15 protein-coding genes are annotated in these 16,810 nt (G+C 40.7%); all 15 read left to right on the forward strand.

Annotation, left to right across the window (positions count from 1 at the left end; all coding sequences use genetic code 11):
• Nucleotides 1-42: 42 nt before the first annotated feature.
• The 15 genes from mraY to liaF all read left to right on the forward strand — a co-directional run bounded on the left by mraY (nucleotide 43) and on the right by liaF (nucleotide 16,803).
• The gene (gene mraY / locus HZR21_RS03110) at nucleotides 43-1,032 is read left to right on the forward strand and encodes a phospho-N-acetylmuramoyl-pentapeptide-transferase (protein WP_180746438.1); all 990 of its coding nucleotides are present in this window, start codon (nucleotides 43-45) and stop codon (nucleotides 1,030-1,032) included.
• A gap of 183 nt (nucleotides 1,033-1,215) precedes the next feature.
• Nucleotides 1,216-3,006, forward strand: a complete 1,791-nt coding sequence (gene spxB / locus HZR21_RS03115) for a pyruvate oxidase (RefSeq protein WP_180746303.1) — start codon at nucleotides 1,216-1,218, stop codon at nucleotides 3,004-3,006.
• Nucleotides 3,007-3,087: 81 nt separating this feature from the next.
• The gene (locus HZR21_RS03120) at nucleotides 3,088-3,621 is read left to right on the forward strand and encodes a hypothetical protein (RefSeq protein WP_180746305.1); all 534 of its coding nucleotides are present in this window, start codon (nucleotides 3,088-3,090) and stop codon (nucleotides 3,619-3,621) included.
• Between the two features lie 37 nt (nucleotides 3,622-3,658).
• Nucleotides 3,659-4,456: an HAD family hydrolase gene (locus HZR21_RS03125; protein WP_180746307.1), complete on the forward strand. Its 798-nt coding sequence runs from the start codon at nucleotides 3,659-3,661 to the stop codon at nucleotides 4,454-4,456.
• The gene (locus HZR21_RS03130; protein WP_180746309.1) at nucleotides 4,456-5,760 is read left to right on the forward strand and encodes an FAD-binding oxidoreductase; all 1,305 of its coding nucleotides are present in this window, start codon (nucleotides 4,456-4,458) and stop codon (nucleotides 5,758-5,760) included. The genes HZR21_RS03125 and HZR21_RS03130 overlap by 1 nt, the downstream gene beginning before the upstream one ends.
• Before the next feature lie 164 nt (nucleotides 5,761-5,924).
• Nucleotides 5,925-6,272, forward strand: a complete 348-nt coding sequence (gene rplS / locus HZR21_RS03135; RefSeq protein WP_003136991.1) for a 50S ribosomal protein L19 — start codon at nucleotides 5,925-5,927, stop codon at nucleotides 6,270-6,272.
• 339 nt (nucleotides 6,273-6,611) lie between these two features.
• A complete protein-coding gene (locus HZR21_RS03140) occupies nucleotides 6,612-6,824 on the forward strand; it encodes a hypothetical protein (protein WP_180746311.1) in 213 nt (70 codons plus the stop codon).
• Nucleotides 6,825-6,951: 127 nt separating this feature from the next.
• Entirely contained in the window at nucleotides 6,952-7,683 is a 732-nt protein-coding gene (locus HZR21_RS03145) for an epoxyqueuosine reductase QueH (protein WP_180746313.1), read from the forward strand.
• 257 nt (nucleotides 7,684-7,940) lie between these two features.
• Entirely contained in the window at nucleotides 7,941-12,443 is a 4,503-nt protein-coding gene (gene gltB / locus HZR21_RS03150) for a glutamate synthase large subunit (protein ID WP_180746315.1), read from the forward strand.
• A gap of 1 nt (nucleotide 12,444) precedes the next feature.
• A complete protein-coding gene (locus HZR21_RS03155) occupies nucleotides 12,445-13,884 on the forward strand; it encodes a glutamate synthase subunit beta (RefSeq protein ID WP_180746317.1) in 1,440 nt (479 codons plus the stop codon).
• Nucleotides 13,885-13,994: 110 nt separating this feature from the next.
• The gene (locus tag HZR21_RS03160; protein WP_180746319.1) at nucleotides 13,995-14,681 is read left to right on the forward strand and encodes a hypothetical protein; all 687 of its coding nucleotides are present in this window, start codon (nucleotides 13,995-13,997) and stop codon (nucleotides 14,679-14,681) included.
• 255 nt (nucleotides 14,682-14,936) lie between these two features.
• Entirely contained in the window at nucleotides 14,937-15,266 is a 330-nt protein-coding gene (locus HZR21_RS03165) for a metal-sulfur cluster assembly factor (protein ID WP_003136980.1), read from the forward strand.
• Between the two features lie 164 nt (nucleotides 15,267-15,430).
• Nucleotides 15,431-15,712 carry a putative quinol monooxygenase gene (locus HZR21_RS03170; RefSeq protein WP_180746322.1) on the forward strand — a complete coding sequence of 94 codons (282 nt, stop codon included), beginning with the start codon at nucleotides 15,431-15,433 and terminating at the stop codon, nucleotides 15,710-15,712.
• Nucleotides 15,713-15,898: 186 nt separating this feature from the next.
• Nucleotides 15,899-16,072 carry a hypothetical protein gene (locus tag HZR21_RS03175; RefSeq protein WP_180746324.1) on the forward strand — a complete coding sequence of 58 codons (174 nt, stop codon included), beginning with the start codon at nucleotides 15,899-15,901 and terminating at the stop codon, nucleotides 16,070-16,072.
• Between the two features lie 56 nt (nucleotides 16,073-16,128).
• Complete coding sequence (gene liaF, locus HZR21_RS03180) at nucleotides 16,129-16,803, forward strand: cell wall-active antibiotics response protein LiaF (RefSeq protein WP_180746326.1); 675 nt, start codon at nucleotides 16,129-16,131, stop codon at nucleotides 16,801-16,803.
• Nucleotides 16,804-16,810 lie beyond the last annotated feature (7 nt).

The following is a 16,810-nucleotide window of genomic DNA, read 5'->3' on the forward strand; positions in this document are numbered from 1 at the left end:
ATGCATCATTTAATTCTCTAGAAAATTACGGAAATGAATATGATTTTAAATTCTATTATTGCTGGACTTGTGGCGTTTATCGTGACAGTTCTTACAATTCCCGCCTTTATACGCTTTTACCATAAAGCAAAAATTGGTGGACAACAAATGCACGAAGATGTTAAACAACATGCTGCAAAAGCGGGGACACCTACTATGGGTGGCTTTGTTTTTGTTGTGGTAAGTTTGATCGTTTCGCTCGTATTTGCGCTTATTTTTGTTAAACTGACTGCTGCCTTTATGGTCATTTGGTTTGTCTTTACTATCTATGCTGTTGTCGGTTTCCTAGATGACTTCTTGAAAATTTTTAAACAAATTAATCAGGGATTGACAAGCTGGCAAAAACTGATAGCTCAAATCGCAACGGGTATTATTGCCTACCTTGTTTATACACACGAAACTGCGGCTAATTTTTTAAATATTTTTGGTTTTCGCGTTAATCTTGGTGTTTTCTTTGTTGTCTTTCTTGTCTTTTGGTTAGTTGGTTTTTCAAATGCTGTCAATCTAACGGATGGTATTGACGGTTTGGCATCTATTTCAGTCGTGATTTCTCTTCTTGCCTATGCAGTGATTGCAGTACACCAAAGTCGTTTTGATGTTTTAATTTTAATCGTTGCTGTTATTGGTAGCTTACTTGGCTTTTTCATCTTCAACCATAAACCAGCTAAGATTTTTATGGGGGATGTCGGGAGTTTAGCACTTGGTGGTTTACTCGGTATTATCTCGATTATTTTAAATGTTGAGTGGACTTTGCTTTTGATAGGGATTGTCTATGTATTTGAGACTGTTAGTGTGATGATGCAGGTGACTTACTTTAAAATGACACATGGTAAACGCATCTTCCGAATGACGCCTGTTCATCATCATTTTGAACTTGGTGGGATTTCGGGGCATGGTAAACCTTGGTCAGAGTGGCGTGTTGATTTCTTTTTCTGGAGTATTTCCTTGATAGGGTCAATTTTGGCGCTTGTTATCTATTTTATTGAAAATTAAGTTTGACGATATGATATTAGAAAAGGTTCGGATTTCCGGACCTTTTTTCTTTATCTCATAAATAAGAAGGTGTATAATAAAAGTGTAGAAAAGTTAAGCGCTTTCACATTTTTGGATGTCGTGTTGACTTAGATAATGAGTTGTTAGTTTTGATTAGTAACTCAGTAAGAAGGAGCTAGGATAATGGATAAAATTAACGCAGGTGTTGCAGCTGTAAAAGTTTTGGAAGAATGGGGTGTGAAACATATCTATGGGATTCCTGGTGGCTCTATCAATTCTTTGATGGATGCTTTATTGCATGAAAAGGATAAGATTAACTATATTCAAGTGCGTCATGAAGAAGTTGGCGCACTAGCAGCAGCTATGCATGCTAAATATACGGGTCATATTGGTGTTGCTTTTGGTTCAGCTGGACCTGGTGGTACGTACTTGCTGAATGGTTTGTATGATGCGCGTGAGGATCATGTACCTGTCTTAGCAATTGTCGGACAATTTGCGACTAATGGGATGAATATGGATACCTTCCAAGAAATGAACGAAAATCCAATTTATGCAGACGTTGCCATTTATAATCGAACAATTACAACCGCAGAACAAATCCCTCATGTCATTGATGAGGCTATTCGCCAAGCCTACGCCAAAAATGGTGTCGCTGTTGTGCAATTACCAGTCAATCTAGGGACCTTTGATATTCTAGCCAAACCGTTTTATTCTGCAGCAAATGCGCACCGAACATTTCCGAATCCTACCCTCCATTTCGGAGATATAGAGGCGGCAGCTAAGATACTAGATGCGTCTGAAAAAACGATTATCTACGCTGGTATTGGTACACGAGGTGCAGGTCAAGATGTCGTTGATTTATCCCGTAAAATTAAAGCACCAGTAGCAGTGACAGGCATCAATTTTGATGAATTTGATGCTGATTTTGAAGCCTTGCTAGGTTCTGCCAATCGCGTGGCAACTAAGCCAGCCAATGAAGCTTTTCCAAATGCTGATACGGTCGTTTTTGTTGGCAATAATTATCCCTTTGCAGAAGTCACGAATCTTTTTGAAAATGTCAAAAATTTCATCCAGATTGACATCAATCCAGCCAATCTCGGCAAACGAAACTATAATGATGTGACGATTTTAGGAGATGCTGGTGAAGCCATTCGTGAGCTGACAAAACTTGTCCAAGAAAAACCAGAAACAGGCTGGTGGCGTGCCAATCTCGCTAACATTAAAAATTGGAATGCTTACGTTCACAAACTTGAGACTAAAACAGAAGGTGACTTGCAACTTTATCAAGTCTATCATCAAATCAATACCCACGCCGAAGATGATGCCATTTTCTCAATCGATGTGGGTGATGTGACGCAAACTTCAGTTCGCCATTTGCACCTTAATCCTAAACAAATGTGGCGGACATCTAACCTCTTTGCGACCATGGGTATTGGCATTCCGGGTGCTTTGACTGCCAAACTTGATTTTCCAACACGTCAAGTCTGGAACTTAGCGGGTGATGGTGGCTTTAACATGGTCATGCAAGACCTAGCCACAGAAGTACAGTACAAGCTACCGATTATCAACGTTGTTTTCAGCAACAACCAGTTTGGTTTTATTAAAGATGAGCAAGAAGAAACAAACTCTGGCTACATCGGTGTTGAATTCATGGGGGTAGATTTTGCGAAAATTGCGGAAGGCATGGGGGCAAAAGGTTACACTTTAACAAATATAGGGGATGCGAAATCTGTCTTTGATGCAGCGTTAGCAGATATTGCCAAAGGTGAGACTGTCCTGATAGATGCCAAAATCTCTGGCGACAGACCAATTCCAGTTGAAGCGCTTGTTTTAGATGAAAAAATTCATGATAAGGGTGCAATTGCAGCTTATCGTGAACGGTATGAAGCAGAGGACTTAGTGTCATTGGCAGTCTACTTGAAGGCAGAGGGTATTGAGCCTGAGTACAAGGCAATTGATTTAGGTGGTTTCTGATAAAAATACAAGTTTATGATATAATAATCTCGTTGGTAACAATGGGGTTATTTTTATTTGAAACAAGAGAGAAGGGAAACAATGAAGAAAAAAAGTTTTATTTATCAGACTTGGTGGATTGGCTTGATACCTATGCTAGTTGGCTTTATTTTTATGATTGTAGCGACGGTTATACAACTTGTCCCAATGGATGGTGTTGACATTAATAGTGTTTATACTGAAAATGCATCGGCAATCCGTGACTTTCGTTTCATTTTTTTAGCGGCTTTTGGTGGTACTGGTCTCTTTATTTTCATGATAGGACTACTTCTTATTGGTTACCCTAAGTACCAAAAAGTTAAAAATCAACGGTTAAAAGAACAAGGCATTAAAATTAGTGCTGAGGTGATTGATTTTCAGGGAACAGCGCTCACCGTTAATAACAATAGGTTGACGAGACTAACGTGCACAGCTAAAATCAATGGTACAGATTACATTTTTAAAAGTCAGCCCCTGCGCCTAAATCCTGTCCCATTTTTAAAAAATGATTTGGTCGATGTTTATTATGATTTAGGGAATATGAAGCGCTATTTTGTCGATGTGGACGGTAGTGTACGTGATGTTGTAGAGCTTTGAATTAAGTCGGTAGTATAGTAAGTTCAATGGAGATAAGATGACGGTTAAAACAATTTTTTTCGATTTAGATGACACTTTATTGTCAGATGAGCAGGCGGTTCAATTAGCGATTGATAGGACGACTGCTTTTTTGGTAAGTAAATACCCAAGGGTTCAGGCACAAGAGTTTGAGGCAGCCCTTAAAAATCGCGCAGTAACGCTTTTTGATACTTATGCGATTTATGATTTTACGGTACAGATTGGTATCAGCCCTTTTGAAGCTTTATGGGGAGAGTTTACAGATGAGACCTTACGGTTCCCTGAGTTATCTGAAGTCGTCAGGGCTTATCGTCAGCAAGTTTGGACCATGGCATTGGCGGACGTGGGGATTTCGGATAACCGATTGGCCAAGTTAATTTCTTTGATGTTTATCGTCATTAGAACTGAAAATTCGGTGCCTTTTGAGGATACTTACACTGCATTGGATGCTTTGTATGAGCGTTATCAATTAGTCCTTTTGACTAATGGTGCGCCTTCTTTGCAGAAACTGAAATTAGATAAAGCGCCGAAACTAGGAAAATACTTCAAGAAAATTATTATTTCTGGGGATTTCGGTCAGGGAAAACCAGCACCAGAACTTTTTAATTTTGCTTTATATCGTGCACAAGCGGATAAGTCAACAAGTCTCATGGTAGGTGACCAGTTATTTACCGATATTTTAGGCGCTAACGCAGTTGGCATGAAATCGGTCTGGATCAATCGCAAAGAGGCCTCTCAAAGTGAAGTAGCACAACCAGATTACACGGTAAAAAGTTTGACAGAAGTTGTTGGGCTACTTGAGAAAGAGGATATTTGATGGAGATTTCAGAAAATTATTTGACTAACCGTGTGACTGGAGAAATTGGTCAAGCGACTGCGATTTATTTTCCAACATCTCAAGATGATGTAGTTGAGTTGATGCAAGCAGTCAGAAAAAATCATCAGAAATTGATTACAATTGGCGGACATACGGGACTTTCGGGTGCGACCTTCCCTGACAATAACCAGGTTTTAATGAGTCTTGAAAAAATGAATCGTATCCTTAAATTAGATACTGAAACAATGACCTTAACTGTTGAGGCGGGCGTGACCATTGCAGAAATTTCGGAATTTCTGGCAGAGACTCCTTACTTTTATGCACCTGACCCGGGGAGTAAAGAAGCGAGTATTGGTGGGAATGCAGCGACCAATGCAGGTGGGATGCGAGCTGTTAAATATGGTGTAACTCGAGATAATATTCGAGCAATGCGCGTGATATTGGCTGATAGTCGTGAACTTCAAGTCGGTTCTATCAACCGAAAAGACAGCTCAGGCTATGACCTTAAAGATATTTTTATTGGCAGCGAAGGCACGCTAGGTGTCATTACTGAACTTGATTTGAAAATTCAGCCCAAACCGAAATTCAGTCGAGATATTTTGTTGGGCTTTGAAAGTTTAACGCAGTTATCTCCTAAAGTTTTCGAAATTCTAGCATCAGGTCTTGTGCCAGCAACCTTAGAATTTTTCGAGCGAGACAGCATGTCTTATTCTGAACGCGCTTTAAAGCTAGATTTCCCTGATTTATCGGGTCAAGCGTTCCTACTCATTACCTTAGATGGTAATGCTGAACAGCAACTAGAAAATGAGCTGGACTATTTAGCAAGTCTAAGTGACGAGGCTCTGATTTTGAAGGATGAGCAGACACGTAATGCTGTCTGGCAACTCCGGGGGGCAATTGCCTCCTCAGTAGAACTTGAGAGTATCCAAGAACCACTGGATGTGGTTGTTCCCGTCAATAAAATAGCACCGACGATTATAGCGCTGAAGCAAATGGCAATAGCAGCGGATCTATCCGCTATCTTTTTCGGTCATGCAGGCGATGGTAATATCCATGCCAACATTATCAAAAACGATTTGACGGATGAGGAATGGACGGAAAAACTCGAAGCCTATCTGGATGAGCTATATGCCTATGTAGCAAAAGTCGGTGGCAAGCCTTCAGCAGAACATGGTATCGGGTTGTTGAAAAAGCCTTATTTTCAGAAATATATCGGAACTAGTGAGTTGGTGGCTATGAAGGCGATTAAGCGTGCTTTTGACCCAGAGAATATTTTGAATCCGGGTAAGATTTTTGACTTGTGATAGGTTGATAAACTAATTTCAGAAAAATGCTTGAATAATCAAGGTATTCTGGTATAATGGATAGGTGCGTAATGGACGCATACAAACCGCTCATCCGCTGAGGCGTGTGCCAAGGGCACGAATACTTAGGTAAGTCTTAAGATGAGTAGAATAGGAGAATAATAATGAATCCATTAATCGAAGCTATCAATGAAGGTCAACTTCGCAGTGACATCCCTGCTTTCCGTCCTGGTGACTCTGTGCGTGTTCACGCTAAAGTTGTCGAAGGAACTCGGGAACGTGTCCAAATTTTCGAAGGTGTTGTAATTGCCCGTAAAGGTCAAGGCATCTCAGAAACTTATACAGTTCGTAAAATTTCAAACGGTGTTGGTGTAGAACGTATCTTCCCAATCCACACACCACGTGTTGAACAAATCGAAGTGGTACGTTACGGTAAAGTCCGTCGTGCGAAACTTTACTACTTGCGTGCCCTTCAAGGTAAAGCAGCTCGTATTAAAGAAATCCGTCGTTAATTTGTCGGTCAGGAACCCTTATTTGATAAGGGTTTTTTTGATGTCTTGGAATTTTGATTTTATGTCACTCAGATAGTTCAGCTTATCAAAAGGATCAGTTTTTCACCGATTTTAAAAAATCTGTTAAATGAAGATTCTTTCATGTATGAAATTCAAAAGTAGTTTTAAAATGTTTTTTTTTGTATACTAGTCTGTTTGTATTAACAAAATGACGATAATTTTTGGGCTCCTTATTTGATTAAGGGGTTTTCTTATATTCTATTTAGTAATAAAGAATTATTAGCCAAAATAAGAATGAACTTTTCAATCATGCTATAATTAAATAAAAAAGGAGTATTTATGCAAGATTTAGAAAATAGAATTAGACAGTTAGAAATAGAAAAATTAGGTTTGCAATTTATAGTAGAACTATTATTAAATAAATTGGATATCTCAACTGATGAGATGAGGTCATTTGCTCAAAAATGTTTGACTGAACTGTCAAAGGAAGAAAAAGAAAGTGATATGTATTTATATTTATCAGGACTGATAAAGGGTGAAGATATAGACTAGTCCGAAAACCAAATTAGTGATGAAGTGAAAAGTAACTCAAGTTAATTCATTAAATAATCTAAAATCCACACCAAAACTATGGTAAAATAGTCTCTAGAAATCACCAAATAACGAGAGAGCAGAAAAAATGATTGATTCAGAGCAGTTACTAGACAAAACAAAAAATCAAAAAGTCAACTACGACAAGATTTTGCGCCAGATGATTCAAACCTGGCAGACAGAGAAAGTACGTCCAAAACTCATCATCCATTCCTGCTGTGCGCCTTGTAGTACCTATACACTGGAATTTCTGAGCAACTATGCCGACGTGACAATCTACTTCGCCAACTCAAATATCCACCCAGAGGCCGAGTACAGACGCCGCGCCCTCGTCCAAAAAGCCTTCGTCCACGATTTCAATCAGCGCACCAATCAAAATGTCGCCTTCCTCGAAGAAGATTACCGACCAAATGATTTTATCCGAATGGTCATGGCGCGTGAACTACAAGATGAGCCTGAAAAAGGTTTAAGGTGCAGCGCATGTTTTCAATTCCGATTGGATTTAGTGGCAGAAAAAGCAGTCGCCTTAGGTTATGATTATTTCGGTAGCGCCCTCACCTTGTCACCACAAAAAGACAGCCAACTGATCAACGAAATTGGACTAGATGCTCAGAAAATTTACACCGTCAAATACTTGCCGAGTGATTTTAAGAAGAATAAAGGCTATGAACGATCTGTCCAAATGTGCCGAGAATATGACATTTATCGCCAATGTTACTGTGGTTGCGTTTTTGCAGCAAAACAACAAGGCATTGATTTAAAAGCTGTGAATCAGAACGCCAAAGCCTTTCTTAAAACTAAGCAAGAAGTTAATGGCTAACGAATTGATTTTCTTACTTTAAGCTAGAAATCGTCTGACGTGTGACAGTATTCCAGAAAAATAAATCAACTGAAAGAGAACGTTTCAAAATGATGCGTTTTCTTTTTATCCCTTTATCAGTGCTATCAAAAATAATGAATTTTCTGAAAATTCACTTGTCATTTTCAATTTTTTTTGGTAGAATATTCCTATATCTTTTGTCAGATAATTTTACAAAAGTAAAAGATGTTTGACATTATCTGCGAGAGGATGATTGAATGGATAAATTACAAGCTAGACGGCAAACTTTGTGGGATCAGTCTTTTGAGTCTGATGCCTGCGGTATGGGCTTTATTGCCCAAATAGATGGTAAACCGACTCACGAGCTAGTTGATTATGCGATGACAATCTTAGAACGCATGAATCACCGTGGCGGTACAGGAGCAGAACCTGATACTGGTGATGGTGCCGGTGCACTTTTTGCCATGCCACATGAATTTTTTACAAAAATTGCAACAGAAAATAATATCACTTTACCAAACTCAGGTGACTACGCCGTGGGTCAGTTTTTCTTACCTAAAGCATCGGATAAAAAAGCAGCCCTTTGCAAATCAATTCGTAATGAAATGCAAGCTGATGGCTACCAAATCTTAATGACACGTGATGTGCCTTTTAATTTTGATAACTGCGGTCCAGGTGCGCAAGCTATCATGCCTTCTTTTGTTCAATTCATCATTTCAAAACCAACTGATAGCAAAAGCGGTCGCGATTTTGAAGATAGACTCTATCGCCTCCGTCGTAAACTTGAGAAAACATTTGCGACGTCTGAGATGTTCATCAGCTCACTTTCAAGTAAAACAATCGTTTATAAAGGCATGCTCCATGCTTTCCAAGTCCGGACGTTCTACCCTGACTTGTCAGACCCTGCCTTCAAATCAACGATAGCCTTGACACACTCACGTTTCTCAACTAATACCTTCCCGTCATGGGACCGTGCGCAACCTTTTCGTTTCCTCGCCCACAACGGTGAAATCAACACCTTGCGTGGCGCTGAAAACTGGATGACCTCGCACAAAATCGAGATATATAATGAAGAAAACTCCGATTCGGCCAAGCTCGAAAACTGTATGGAGTACCTCTACCGCAATGGTCGTGAGATGCCTCATGCGCTTTTGATGATGATACCAGAGGCTTGGGGCAAAGAAGCTGGCTTATCGCCAGAATTAACATCGTTTTACGAGTATACCTCTTCCTTTATGGCACCGTGGGACGGTCCAGCAGCGCTAGTCTTTACAGATGGTGATACCGTAGGTGCCCGTCTTGACCGTAATGGTTTGCGTCCAAGTCGTTACAGCATCACCAAAGATAACTTTATCGTCTGTTCATCAGAGTCTGGTGTCGTAGACTTCGAACCTAGTCGTGTTGTCGAAAAAGGCGTGCTTGGCCCTGGTAACATGATGCTCGTTGATACTGTTAACGGTAAGATCCTCCGTAATGAAGAAGTTAAAAAACATTATGCCGCGCAATTCCCTTATGAAAAATGGTTAGACAACAATTTGCTTCATATTGATGACCTAACAGAAAAAGTAGCCTTTGATGCTATTTCTGAAGAAGAGCGTCAAACTATGCACAAACTCTTTGGCTATACAGAAGAAGTGATCAGAACCGTGATTGTCCCTATGGCAGAAAATGGTCAAGAGCCAGTCATTGCTATGGGGTATGACAGCCCGCTTGCTGTCCTATCACAAAAAAATCAATCTCTATTTACTTACTTCAAACAACAGTTTGCCCAAGTTACCAATCCACCGATTGATGCCATTCGTGAAAAAATCGTTGTCGGAACAGAAGTCTATCTGGGTCGCGATGGTGATTTGCGTGTAGATCATGACGAAAACTGTGTGAAACTCAAACTCGATAGTCCAGTTTTAACGACTGAAGACTTCGAAAAAATAGCAGCACTATCAGATCAAAAACACCAAGCCCAAACGATTTCAACTTTATATGACGTGACGAAAGATACACCAAACCGTTTGGAACATGCCTTAGTCGATATGTTTAAAGTGGTCGAAGCAGCAGTTGATAAAGGTGCTAGCATCATTATCCTAAGTGATCGTGATCAAAAAGAAGGCTTGATGCCAATGCCAATCTTGCTTGCGACGTCTGGTTTATACAACTACATGGTCGAAAAAGGAAAAGGCAGCCAGTTCTCAATCGTAGTGGATACAGCGGAAGTGAATGAAGTCCATCATTTTGCGACAATCGTTGGGTATGGTGCGAGTGCGATTCACCCGTATGGCGCTTATGAAACCTTGAAAGACTACAGTATGTCTGATAAGGCTGAGTCTTTCCGTCAAGCAGCTGAAAAAGGTATTATCAAGGTCATGAGCCGGATGGGAATTTCGACTGTCTCTGGTTACAAAGGTGCACAGCTCTTTGAAACAGTTGGTCTTTCCGATGCTGTTGTTGACAAATATTTCCGTGGCACAGTAACACGGATTAGTGGTTTGACGCTGAATCAAATCGAAGCTGAGTACCTAGAGCGCTACGAATTTGCCTATGGTCACCGCAGTCACGAAACCTTGCCATCTGGTGGGTCATTCCAGTTTAAAGCGGATGGCGAACACCATATCTTTAATCCATTGACGATTTACAACTTCCAAAAAGCGGTTCGTCAAGGCGATTATGACTTGTATAAGGCGTATTCAGCTGAGCTTGATTTGGAAGCTGACGAAACGCCATCAAATCTCCGTCATATTTGGGAATTAAAAGGGGAGCGTACACCAGTTGCTTTATCAGAAGTTGAACCGGTTGAAAATATCGTCAAACGCTTCAAAGTAGGGGCTATGAGTTTTGGGTCGCTTTCAAAAGAAGCCCATGAAACGATTGCTGCTGCCATGAACTCGATTGGCGCTAAGTCTAACTCAGGCGAGGGTGGTGAAAACCGTGCACGTTTCTATAAACAAGCGGACGGCACCAACCTCAACTCTAAAATCAAACAAGTTGCCTCAGGTCGTTTTGGTGTTAATGCTGAATACCTGATGAGCGCCGAAGAATTACAAATTAAATTAGCCCAAGGTGCTAAACCAGGAGAAGGTGGTCAGTTACCAGGTGGTAAAGCCTTTCCATGGGTTGCAGAAATCCGCGGTTCAACGCCAGGTGTGACCTTGATTTCTCCTCCACCTCACCATGATATCTACTCAATCGAAGATTTGGCACAATTGATTTATGACCTCAAGGCCATTAATCCTTATGCGAAAATCAACGTGAAACTCGTTTCATCTACAGGTGTTGGGACGATCGCGACTGGTTGTGTCAAAGCTGGTGCAGATAAAGTCGTCATCTCTGGTTATGATGGCGGAACGGGTGCCTCACCAAGGAACTCAGCGCGTGATGCTGGATTGCCGTGGGAGATGGGACTTGCTGAAGCACATCAAACCTTGACGATGAATAACTTGCGTCAACGGATGACCCTTGAAACGGATGGGAAGTTGATGACAGGTCGTGACATCGCAGTTGCTGCTCTATTAGGTGCTGAGGAATATTCATTTGCCTCACTTGCCTTGGTGGCTGTTGGCTGTGTCATGATGCGTGTTTGTTCATTGAATACCTGTCCAGTTGGTGTCGCAACCCAAAATCCTGAGCTACGTGCCCATTTTGCTGGCAAGCCAGAACACGTTGTCAATGGCATGAAATTTCTAGCACAAGAACTCCGTGAAATCATGGCTGACCTTGGTTTCCGTTCAGTAGATGAAATGATTGGTCATGCCGAAGTCTTGAAACCTAAGTTTATCGCAAAAGGCAAAGCTAAGTCGCTTGATTTCAGTCGCATCATTGGAACAACCATGCCGATTGAACGTAAAGTGGTCGATCCATTTATTGAAGAACGTCAATGGCAAGAACTTGACGGCTTTGCCAAAGCTGCCATTGATAGTGGCACTGGTGTGACCGTTAAAGAAACGATTAACAATGTGACACGGACAGCAGGAGCTCGTATGGCCGGCTGGATTGCAGAACGCTACGGTAACTATGCACTTGAACCAGGCTTGCTGAAATATGAATATACGGGTATCGCTGGTCAATCCTTTGCTTCTTTTGCAACACAAGGGATGGAAATCACTTTGATTGGTGAAGCCAATGACTACATCGCCAAATCACTATCAGGTGGTCGTGTCATTGTGAAACCACCAGTTGATGCAGGCTTCAATGTTGAAGCTTCTCCGATTGTCGGAAATGTGTCCTTGTTTGGTGCAGTTCGTGGGGAAGCCTACTTCCGTGGCCGTGCAGGTGAGCGTTTCTGCGTTCGGAACTCAGGAGCTAAAGTCGTTGTCGAAGGTGTTGGCGAACACGGTTGTGAGTACATGACAGGTGGTTTAGCCGTAATCCTTGGCAGTACAGGTCAAAACTTCGCTGCTGGTATGAGCGGCGGTGTTGCCTACGTCTATGACGCAAAGGGCGATTTTGCAGAAAAAGTTAACATGGAAATGGTTGACTTATATAAAGTCGGTCAAACACGTGGTGATGAAGTCCTGAAAGAAATGGTTGAAAATCATGCAACCTATACTGATTCTGAAAAAGCAAAAGCCTTGCTCGCGGATTGGGACAATGCTGTTGATAAATTTGTAAAAGTTTATCCGAGAGAATTCCATGAAATTAAGGAAATCGAATACCATTTGGCACAAACAGGCTTGACCGGAAGCGAACTTGAAATGGAAACATTTGAGAAAGCAATGCGGACACCTGCAGCTGAAAAAGCTGAACTAATTAAAGTAGGGGGCAAATAATATGGCAGATCCATTTGGCTTTATGAAATATAAACGTAAGGATAATCCTTACCGTTCTGTTGCTGAGCGTGTCTTGGACTTTGAAGAATTACAAGTCCCACTTGAAGTGGATGAACGACAAGAACAAGCAGCCCGCTGTATGGGATGTGGGATACCTTTCTGTCACGCTGGTGAATTTTATGGTGGCGGTCGCGCAGTTTCAGGCTGTCCAAACGACAACTTGATTCCTGAGTGGAATGACCTTGTCTACCGTGGTGAATTTAAAAAAGCGTTTGACCGTTTGTCACGGACAAATCCACTGCCAGAAATGACAGGTCGTGTCTGTCCTGCCCCATGTGAAAAAGGCTGTACAGAAGCTCTCAATGGTGACGGTGTTGCCATTCATGATAATGAACGCTTCATCATCGATAATGCCTTTGAACAAGGTTGGGTAGCAGACAGTGGTCGTCCAAAAGAACGGACCGACTTCAGAATTGCCGTTGTTGGCTCTGGCCCTGCAGGACTTTCTGCAGCTTGGCAGTTGAACCAACTGGGACATAATGTGACAGTATTCGAACGCTCAGATCGCTTTGGTGGCTTGCTCATGTATGGTATTCCTAACATGAAGCTTGACAAAGACATCGTCCAACGCCGAATCGACATCATGGCAGAAATTGGGATTGAATTTGTTGCCAATACAGAAATTGGTCGAGACATTTCATTTGAAGCTTTAGAAGCAGACTTTGACCGCGTGATCTTGGCAACAGGTGCAAGCGTTCCACGCGATTTACCAGTACCAGGTCGTGAACTCAATGGCGTGAAATTTGCGGTTGATTTCTTAACAGACATCACAAAAATTGTCCTTGCCAATGGCGACAAAAAAATGCGTAAATCTCTTGAAGGTAAAAACGTTGTCGTTATCGGTGGTGGTGATACAGGTAATGACTGTATCGGCACAGCGATCCGTCTTGGTGCTGCAAGTGTGACCCAACTTGAGATCACACCTCAGCTCCCAGTTCAACGGACGGATGCCAATCCATGGCCTGAATATCCAATGGTTGACCGTAAAGGTTATGGCCAGGAAGAAGCTATTGCTGCTGGTAATATCAACTTGACCCGCTATGCAACATCAACAACTGAATTTATCGGTGCAGAACGTGGCCAATTAATTGCGATTAATACCGTTCAAGTCGGTCCAGGCTTCAAGCCAGTCGAGGGCACAGAAGAAACCTTGAAAGCTGATTTAGTCCTCCTTGCTATGGGCTTCACTGGCGCGGAGCAATCTATCTTCCAAGGCTTCGGCATCACGCAAATCTTTGATGACAATACGACAAATAACGAAAAAGTCTATGTATCAGGTGACGCCAAACGTGGCCCATCCCTCGTTATCTGGGGCATTCGTGAAGGCCGTAAAACAGCCGAAAAAATTGATGAAACCTTGCGCGTTATGGTGACACAATAATCATATATGAAAATGGTAACAGGATTCTGGTACCATTTTTTTGATGGCATTGAAAAGATACCCTATTTATGATAGACTATTGCTATCATTATGCGTAAAGGAATAAGAGTGTGCTAGTTAATCACGAAAAAGAAGATTTGGAATGTGCTCCGATAAATGCCTCGTCAGCAGATACCTTGCCTGACGCACATCCGCTATATGGTCGGATCAATGAACAGTTGATCGAAGCAGGCGATCAGTTGGCTCGTGAAGTGATTAAAGGGTTGGTGAGTTACCATGATGGGATGGCGGGACATTCAGATTTGATTGCGCAAACACGATCACCGCAAGTCTTTAAATTACTCGGAACAATGGATGAAAGTGAAGTTTTTAAACTGTCCTTTATCGAAACAATGACTTTATATGGTTACACAATCTATGAAGATCGTGATACCTATATTAGTATTGATGGTACACATCTAGATCATGGGCTTAAACGCTTGTTTAATCGGCTCAAAGATATGCTTCATAAAGAAAGACGATATGATGCGCAAGCCATTGAGCAAGAGATTGAGGCATTGGCAGGTGACCAGCGACTAGATGATCTCATGACTGTCATTTCAAATATTAATCGTTATAGATATCGTAAAAATTTCATCGCTAAGCTATATTCAGTAGCACCTGATCTTGATCAAACAGTCATTCAAACGCTTGTGGTTAAAACGCTGAGGAATAAGTATCGCCGTCTGTTTCTCTGTCGGAATGCGTCACATTTTGATAAGTGTTTGAATTATTTCTTCTCTAAAGATAAAGTATGATTTTTTTTAGTCAAACTGGTGAAATGGAAATTTGACAGAATACTCGACATCGCGCTATAATAAAGGGCGGTAGAGTATCCAAAAAACACTAAAGCACCTCATCTGGTAGGATTGGGTGCTTTTTCATTCTCATCATGACACTTGTCAGGGATAAAAATCCTGAGTAGATAGCCAACTAGTCAAACATGTTTGTCAAAGTCATTAAAATTTGATAAAATAGACATACTAAGTGTAAGGAAAGGTTTGTGACCAATTATGGCAAATTATACCCCAGAAGAAGTAGAAAAAATTAAAGATAGAATCCTCTCAGCACTTGAGAGCGTGATTGACCCTGAGTTAGGGGTTGATATTATTAACCTTGGCCTTGTCTATGCGATTGAATTTGAAGATAGCGGCCGAACTGAGATCCAAATGACCCTGACAACAATGGGTTGTCCGCTTGCTGATCTTTTGACAGATCAAATCCACGACGCCATGAAAGAAGTGCCAGAAGTCACTGAAACTGAAGTGAAGTTGGTCTGGTATCCTGCATGGTCTGTTGATAAAATGTCTCGCTATGCGCGGATTGCTTTGGGGATTAGATAAGTTTAGAGAATAAAGAATCCTGTTTGTATCAATATTGACACATACAAGATTTTTTTGAATTTAAGAGTTAAATTTTTTTACAATTTAAGAGTGATGAGATATAATTGACTGATCAACTGTTGACTAATCAAATAATTAAGACAACAGAAATAAAGGGGATAACCATGAAAATAGTCAATGCTAAATTTACTATTAAGCTAGAAAAAAGAGAAAACTTTCTAGAAGATATTTTAAATTTAATCCAAGCCAGCCAAACTGATGCCGGATGTCTTGCTTACGATTTATTCGAATCACATACTGAACCAAATGTCTTTATGATGATTGAAAAATGGTCAGATGCGCAAGCACTAGAAAATCATAATAAGAACCAAACACTTTTAGCATTTGCTACAAAAGTGCCTGAGTATCTGTCACAAAAACCAGAAATTAGCGTCATGGACGACTAAAATTCTGTAACATTTAGCCTTCAGTCAAAATAGACTGAAGGCTTTTGATGTACTCTTGAGAGAAAGTCCTCTGTTATATTTTTGACATCAGAGTAATAGAATATTATAATATAAGATGTAAAACGCTTACATTTGAATTAAGATGATTTTCATATAAATTAACACAGTAATGAAGTAGGAGTTTTCATGTTAGATATTATTATTTTCCTGTTGCAGATAGTATTAGGGATAACGATGATTTACCGGGGTGTCACTAACAGAATAGAACCGATGGATGTAAAAATATTTAAAAATCCAAAACATATGTATGTTGCTGTCGGCATATTTGTGCTTGTTCTAGCATTTTGGGGGTTTATATAATCTCAAATCAGTCCAATGGCTGATTTTTTTGACGTTTAAAATGGTAAAATAGGAGTATGAATAAATTTAAGCTTTTTATCATCATAGAAATTTTGTTGCTAGTGCTCTTGGGGATTTCTCTAGTTAGAAATCCATTCTTTCTGATTGTTCTTGGGATTGGTCTATTTTTAGGCTATCTCTCTAGTCGCGTAAACTCATGGACTGTACAAAAAATCCTACAACAAATTGCCATTGGGTTTGGTGTTGTTGCTTTGATTATGTTTGTAGCAAATGGCTATACTTGGTTAGCTTTGCTCTTTCCAGTTATTGCTGCGATTCTTTTTTGGAAATCGTCAGGCACGACCTACACCTCAGTGAACGACCCTAGGGCTTTCAAATCAGAAGAGACAAGCTTTGAGCGTCGTGCTATTTTTGATAACCAATCTGAAAATACTGTGTCTCGCTTGTCAGGTAATGATGTCATTGATTTAGGCTGTACGACTTTTCAATCCACAGGGAATGATTTGACGATTAAAAAAGCCTCAGGTAGTACAAAGATTATTGTACCTGATGATGTTGCTGTCATGCTTGATGTTACGGCACTTTCAGGCGTCGTCAAGATTTTCGATGACATTACCAAGGTTAATACAGAGCATGTCAGATATATGACCGATGAATTTGGCACATCTGATAAACGTATTCGGATTACTGTTCATGTTGGGCGTGGTAATGTTGAAGTTGTCAAAGGATAGGCAGGCA

Source organism: Pseudolactococcus laudensis (assembly GCF_013449735.1).
In the GTDB taxonomy this organism is placed as follows: domain Bacteria; phylum Bacillota; class Bacilli; order Lactobacillales; family Streptococcaceae; genus Pseudolactococcus; species Pseudolactococcus laudensis.

Bases quoted from the DNA above. Each gene is read 5' to 3' on its own strand.
- spxB (WP_180746303.1), top strand. From the start codon at position 1,216: ATGGATAAAATTAACGCAGGTGTTGCAGCTGTAAAAGTTTTGGAAGAA.
- HZR21_RS03120 (WP_180746305.1), top strand. From the start codon at position 3,088: ATGAAGAAAAAAAGTTTTATTTATCAGACTTGGTGGATTGGCTTGATA.
- HZR21_RS03125 (WP_180746307.1), top strand. From the start codon at position 3,659: ATGACGGTTAAAACAATTTTTTTCGATTTAGATGACACTTTATTGTCA.
- HZR21_RS03130 (WP_180746309.1), top strand. From the start codon at position 4,456: ATGGAGATTTCAGAAAATTATTTGACTAACCGTGTGACTGGAGAAATT.
- rplS (WP_003136991.1), top strand. From the start codon at position 5,925: ATGAATCCATTAATCGAAGCTATCAATGAAGGTCAACTTCGCAGTGAC.
- HZR21_RS03140 (WP_180746311.1), top strand. From the start codon at position 6,612: ATGCAAGATTTAGAAAATAGAATTAGACAGTTAGAAATAGAAAAATTA.
- HZR21_RS03145 (WP_180746313.1), top strand. From the start codon at position 6,952: ATGATTGATTCAGAGCAGTTACTAGACAAAACAAAAAATCAAAAAGTC.
- gltB (WP_180746315.1), top strand. From the start codon at position 7,941: ATGGATAAATTACAAGCTAGACGGCAAACTTTGTGGGATCAGTCTTTT.
- HZR21_RS03155 (WP_180746317.1), top strand. From the start codon at position 12,445: ATGGCAGATCCATTTGGCTTTATGAAATATAAACGTAAGGATAATCCT.
- HZR21_RS03165 (WP_003136980.1), top strand. From the start codon at position 14,937: ATGGCAAATTATACCCCAGAAGAAGTAGAAAAAATTAAAGATAGAATC.
- HZR21_RS03170 (WP_180746322.1), top strand. From the start codon at position 15,431: ATGAAAATAGTCAATGCTAAATTTACTATTAAGCTAGAAAAAAGAGAA.
- HZR21_RS03175 (WP_180746324.1), top strand. From the start codon at position 15,899: ATGTTAGATATTATTATTTTCCTGTTGCAGATAGTATTAGGGATAACG.
- liaF (WP_180746326.1), top strand. From the start codon at position 16,129: ATGAATAAATTTAAGCTTTTTATCATCATAGAAATTTTGTTGCTAGTG.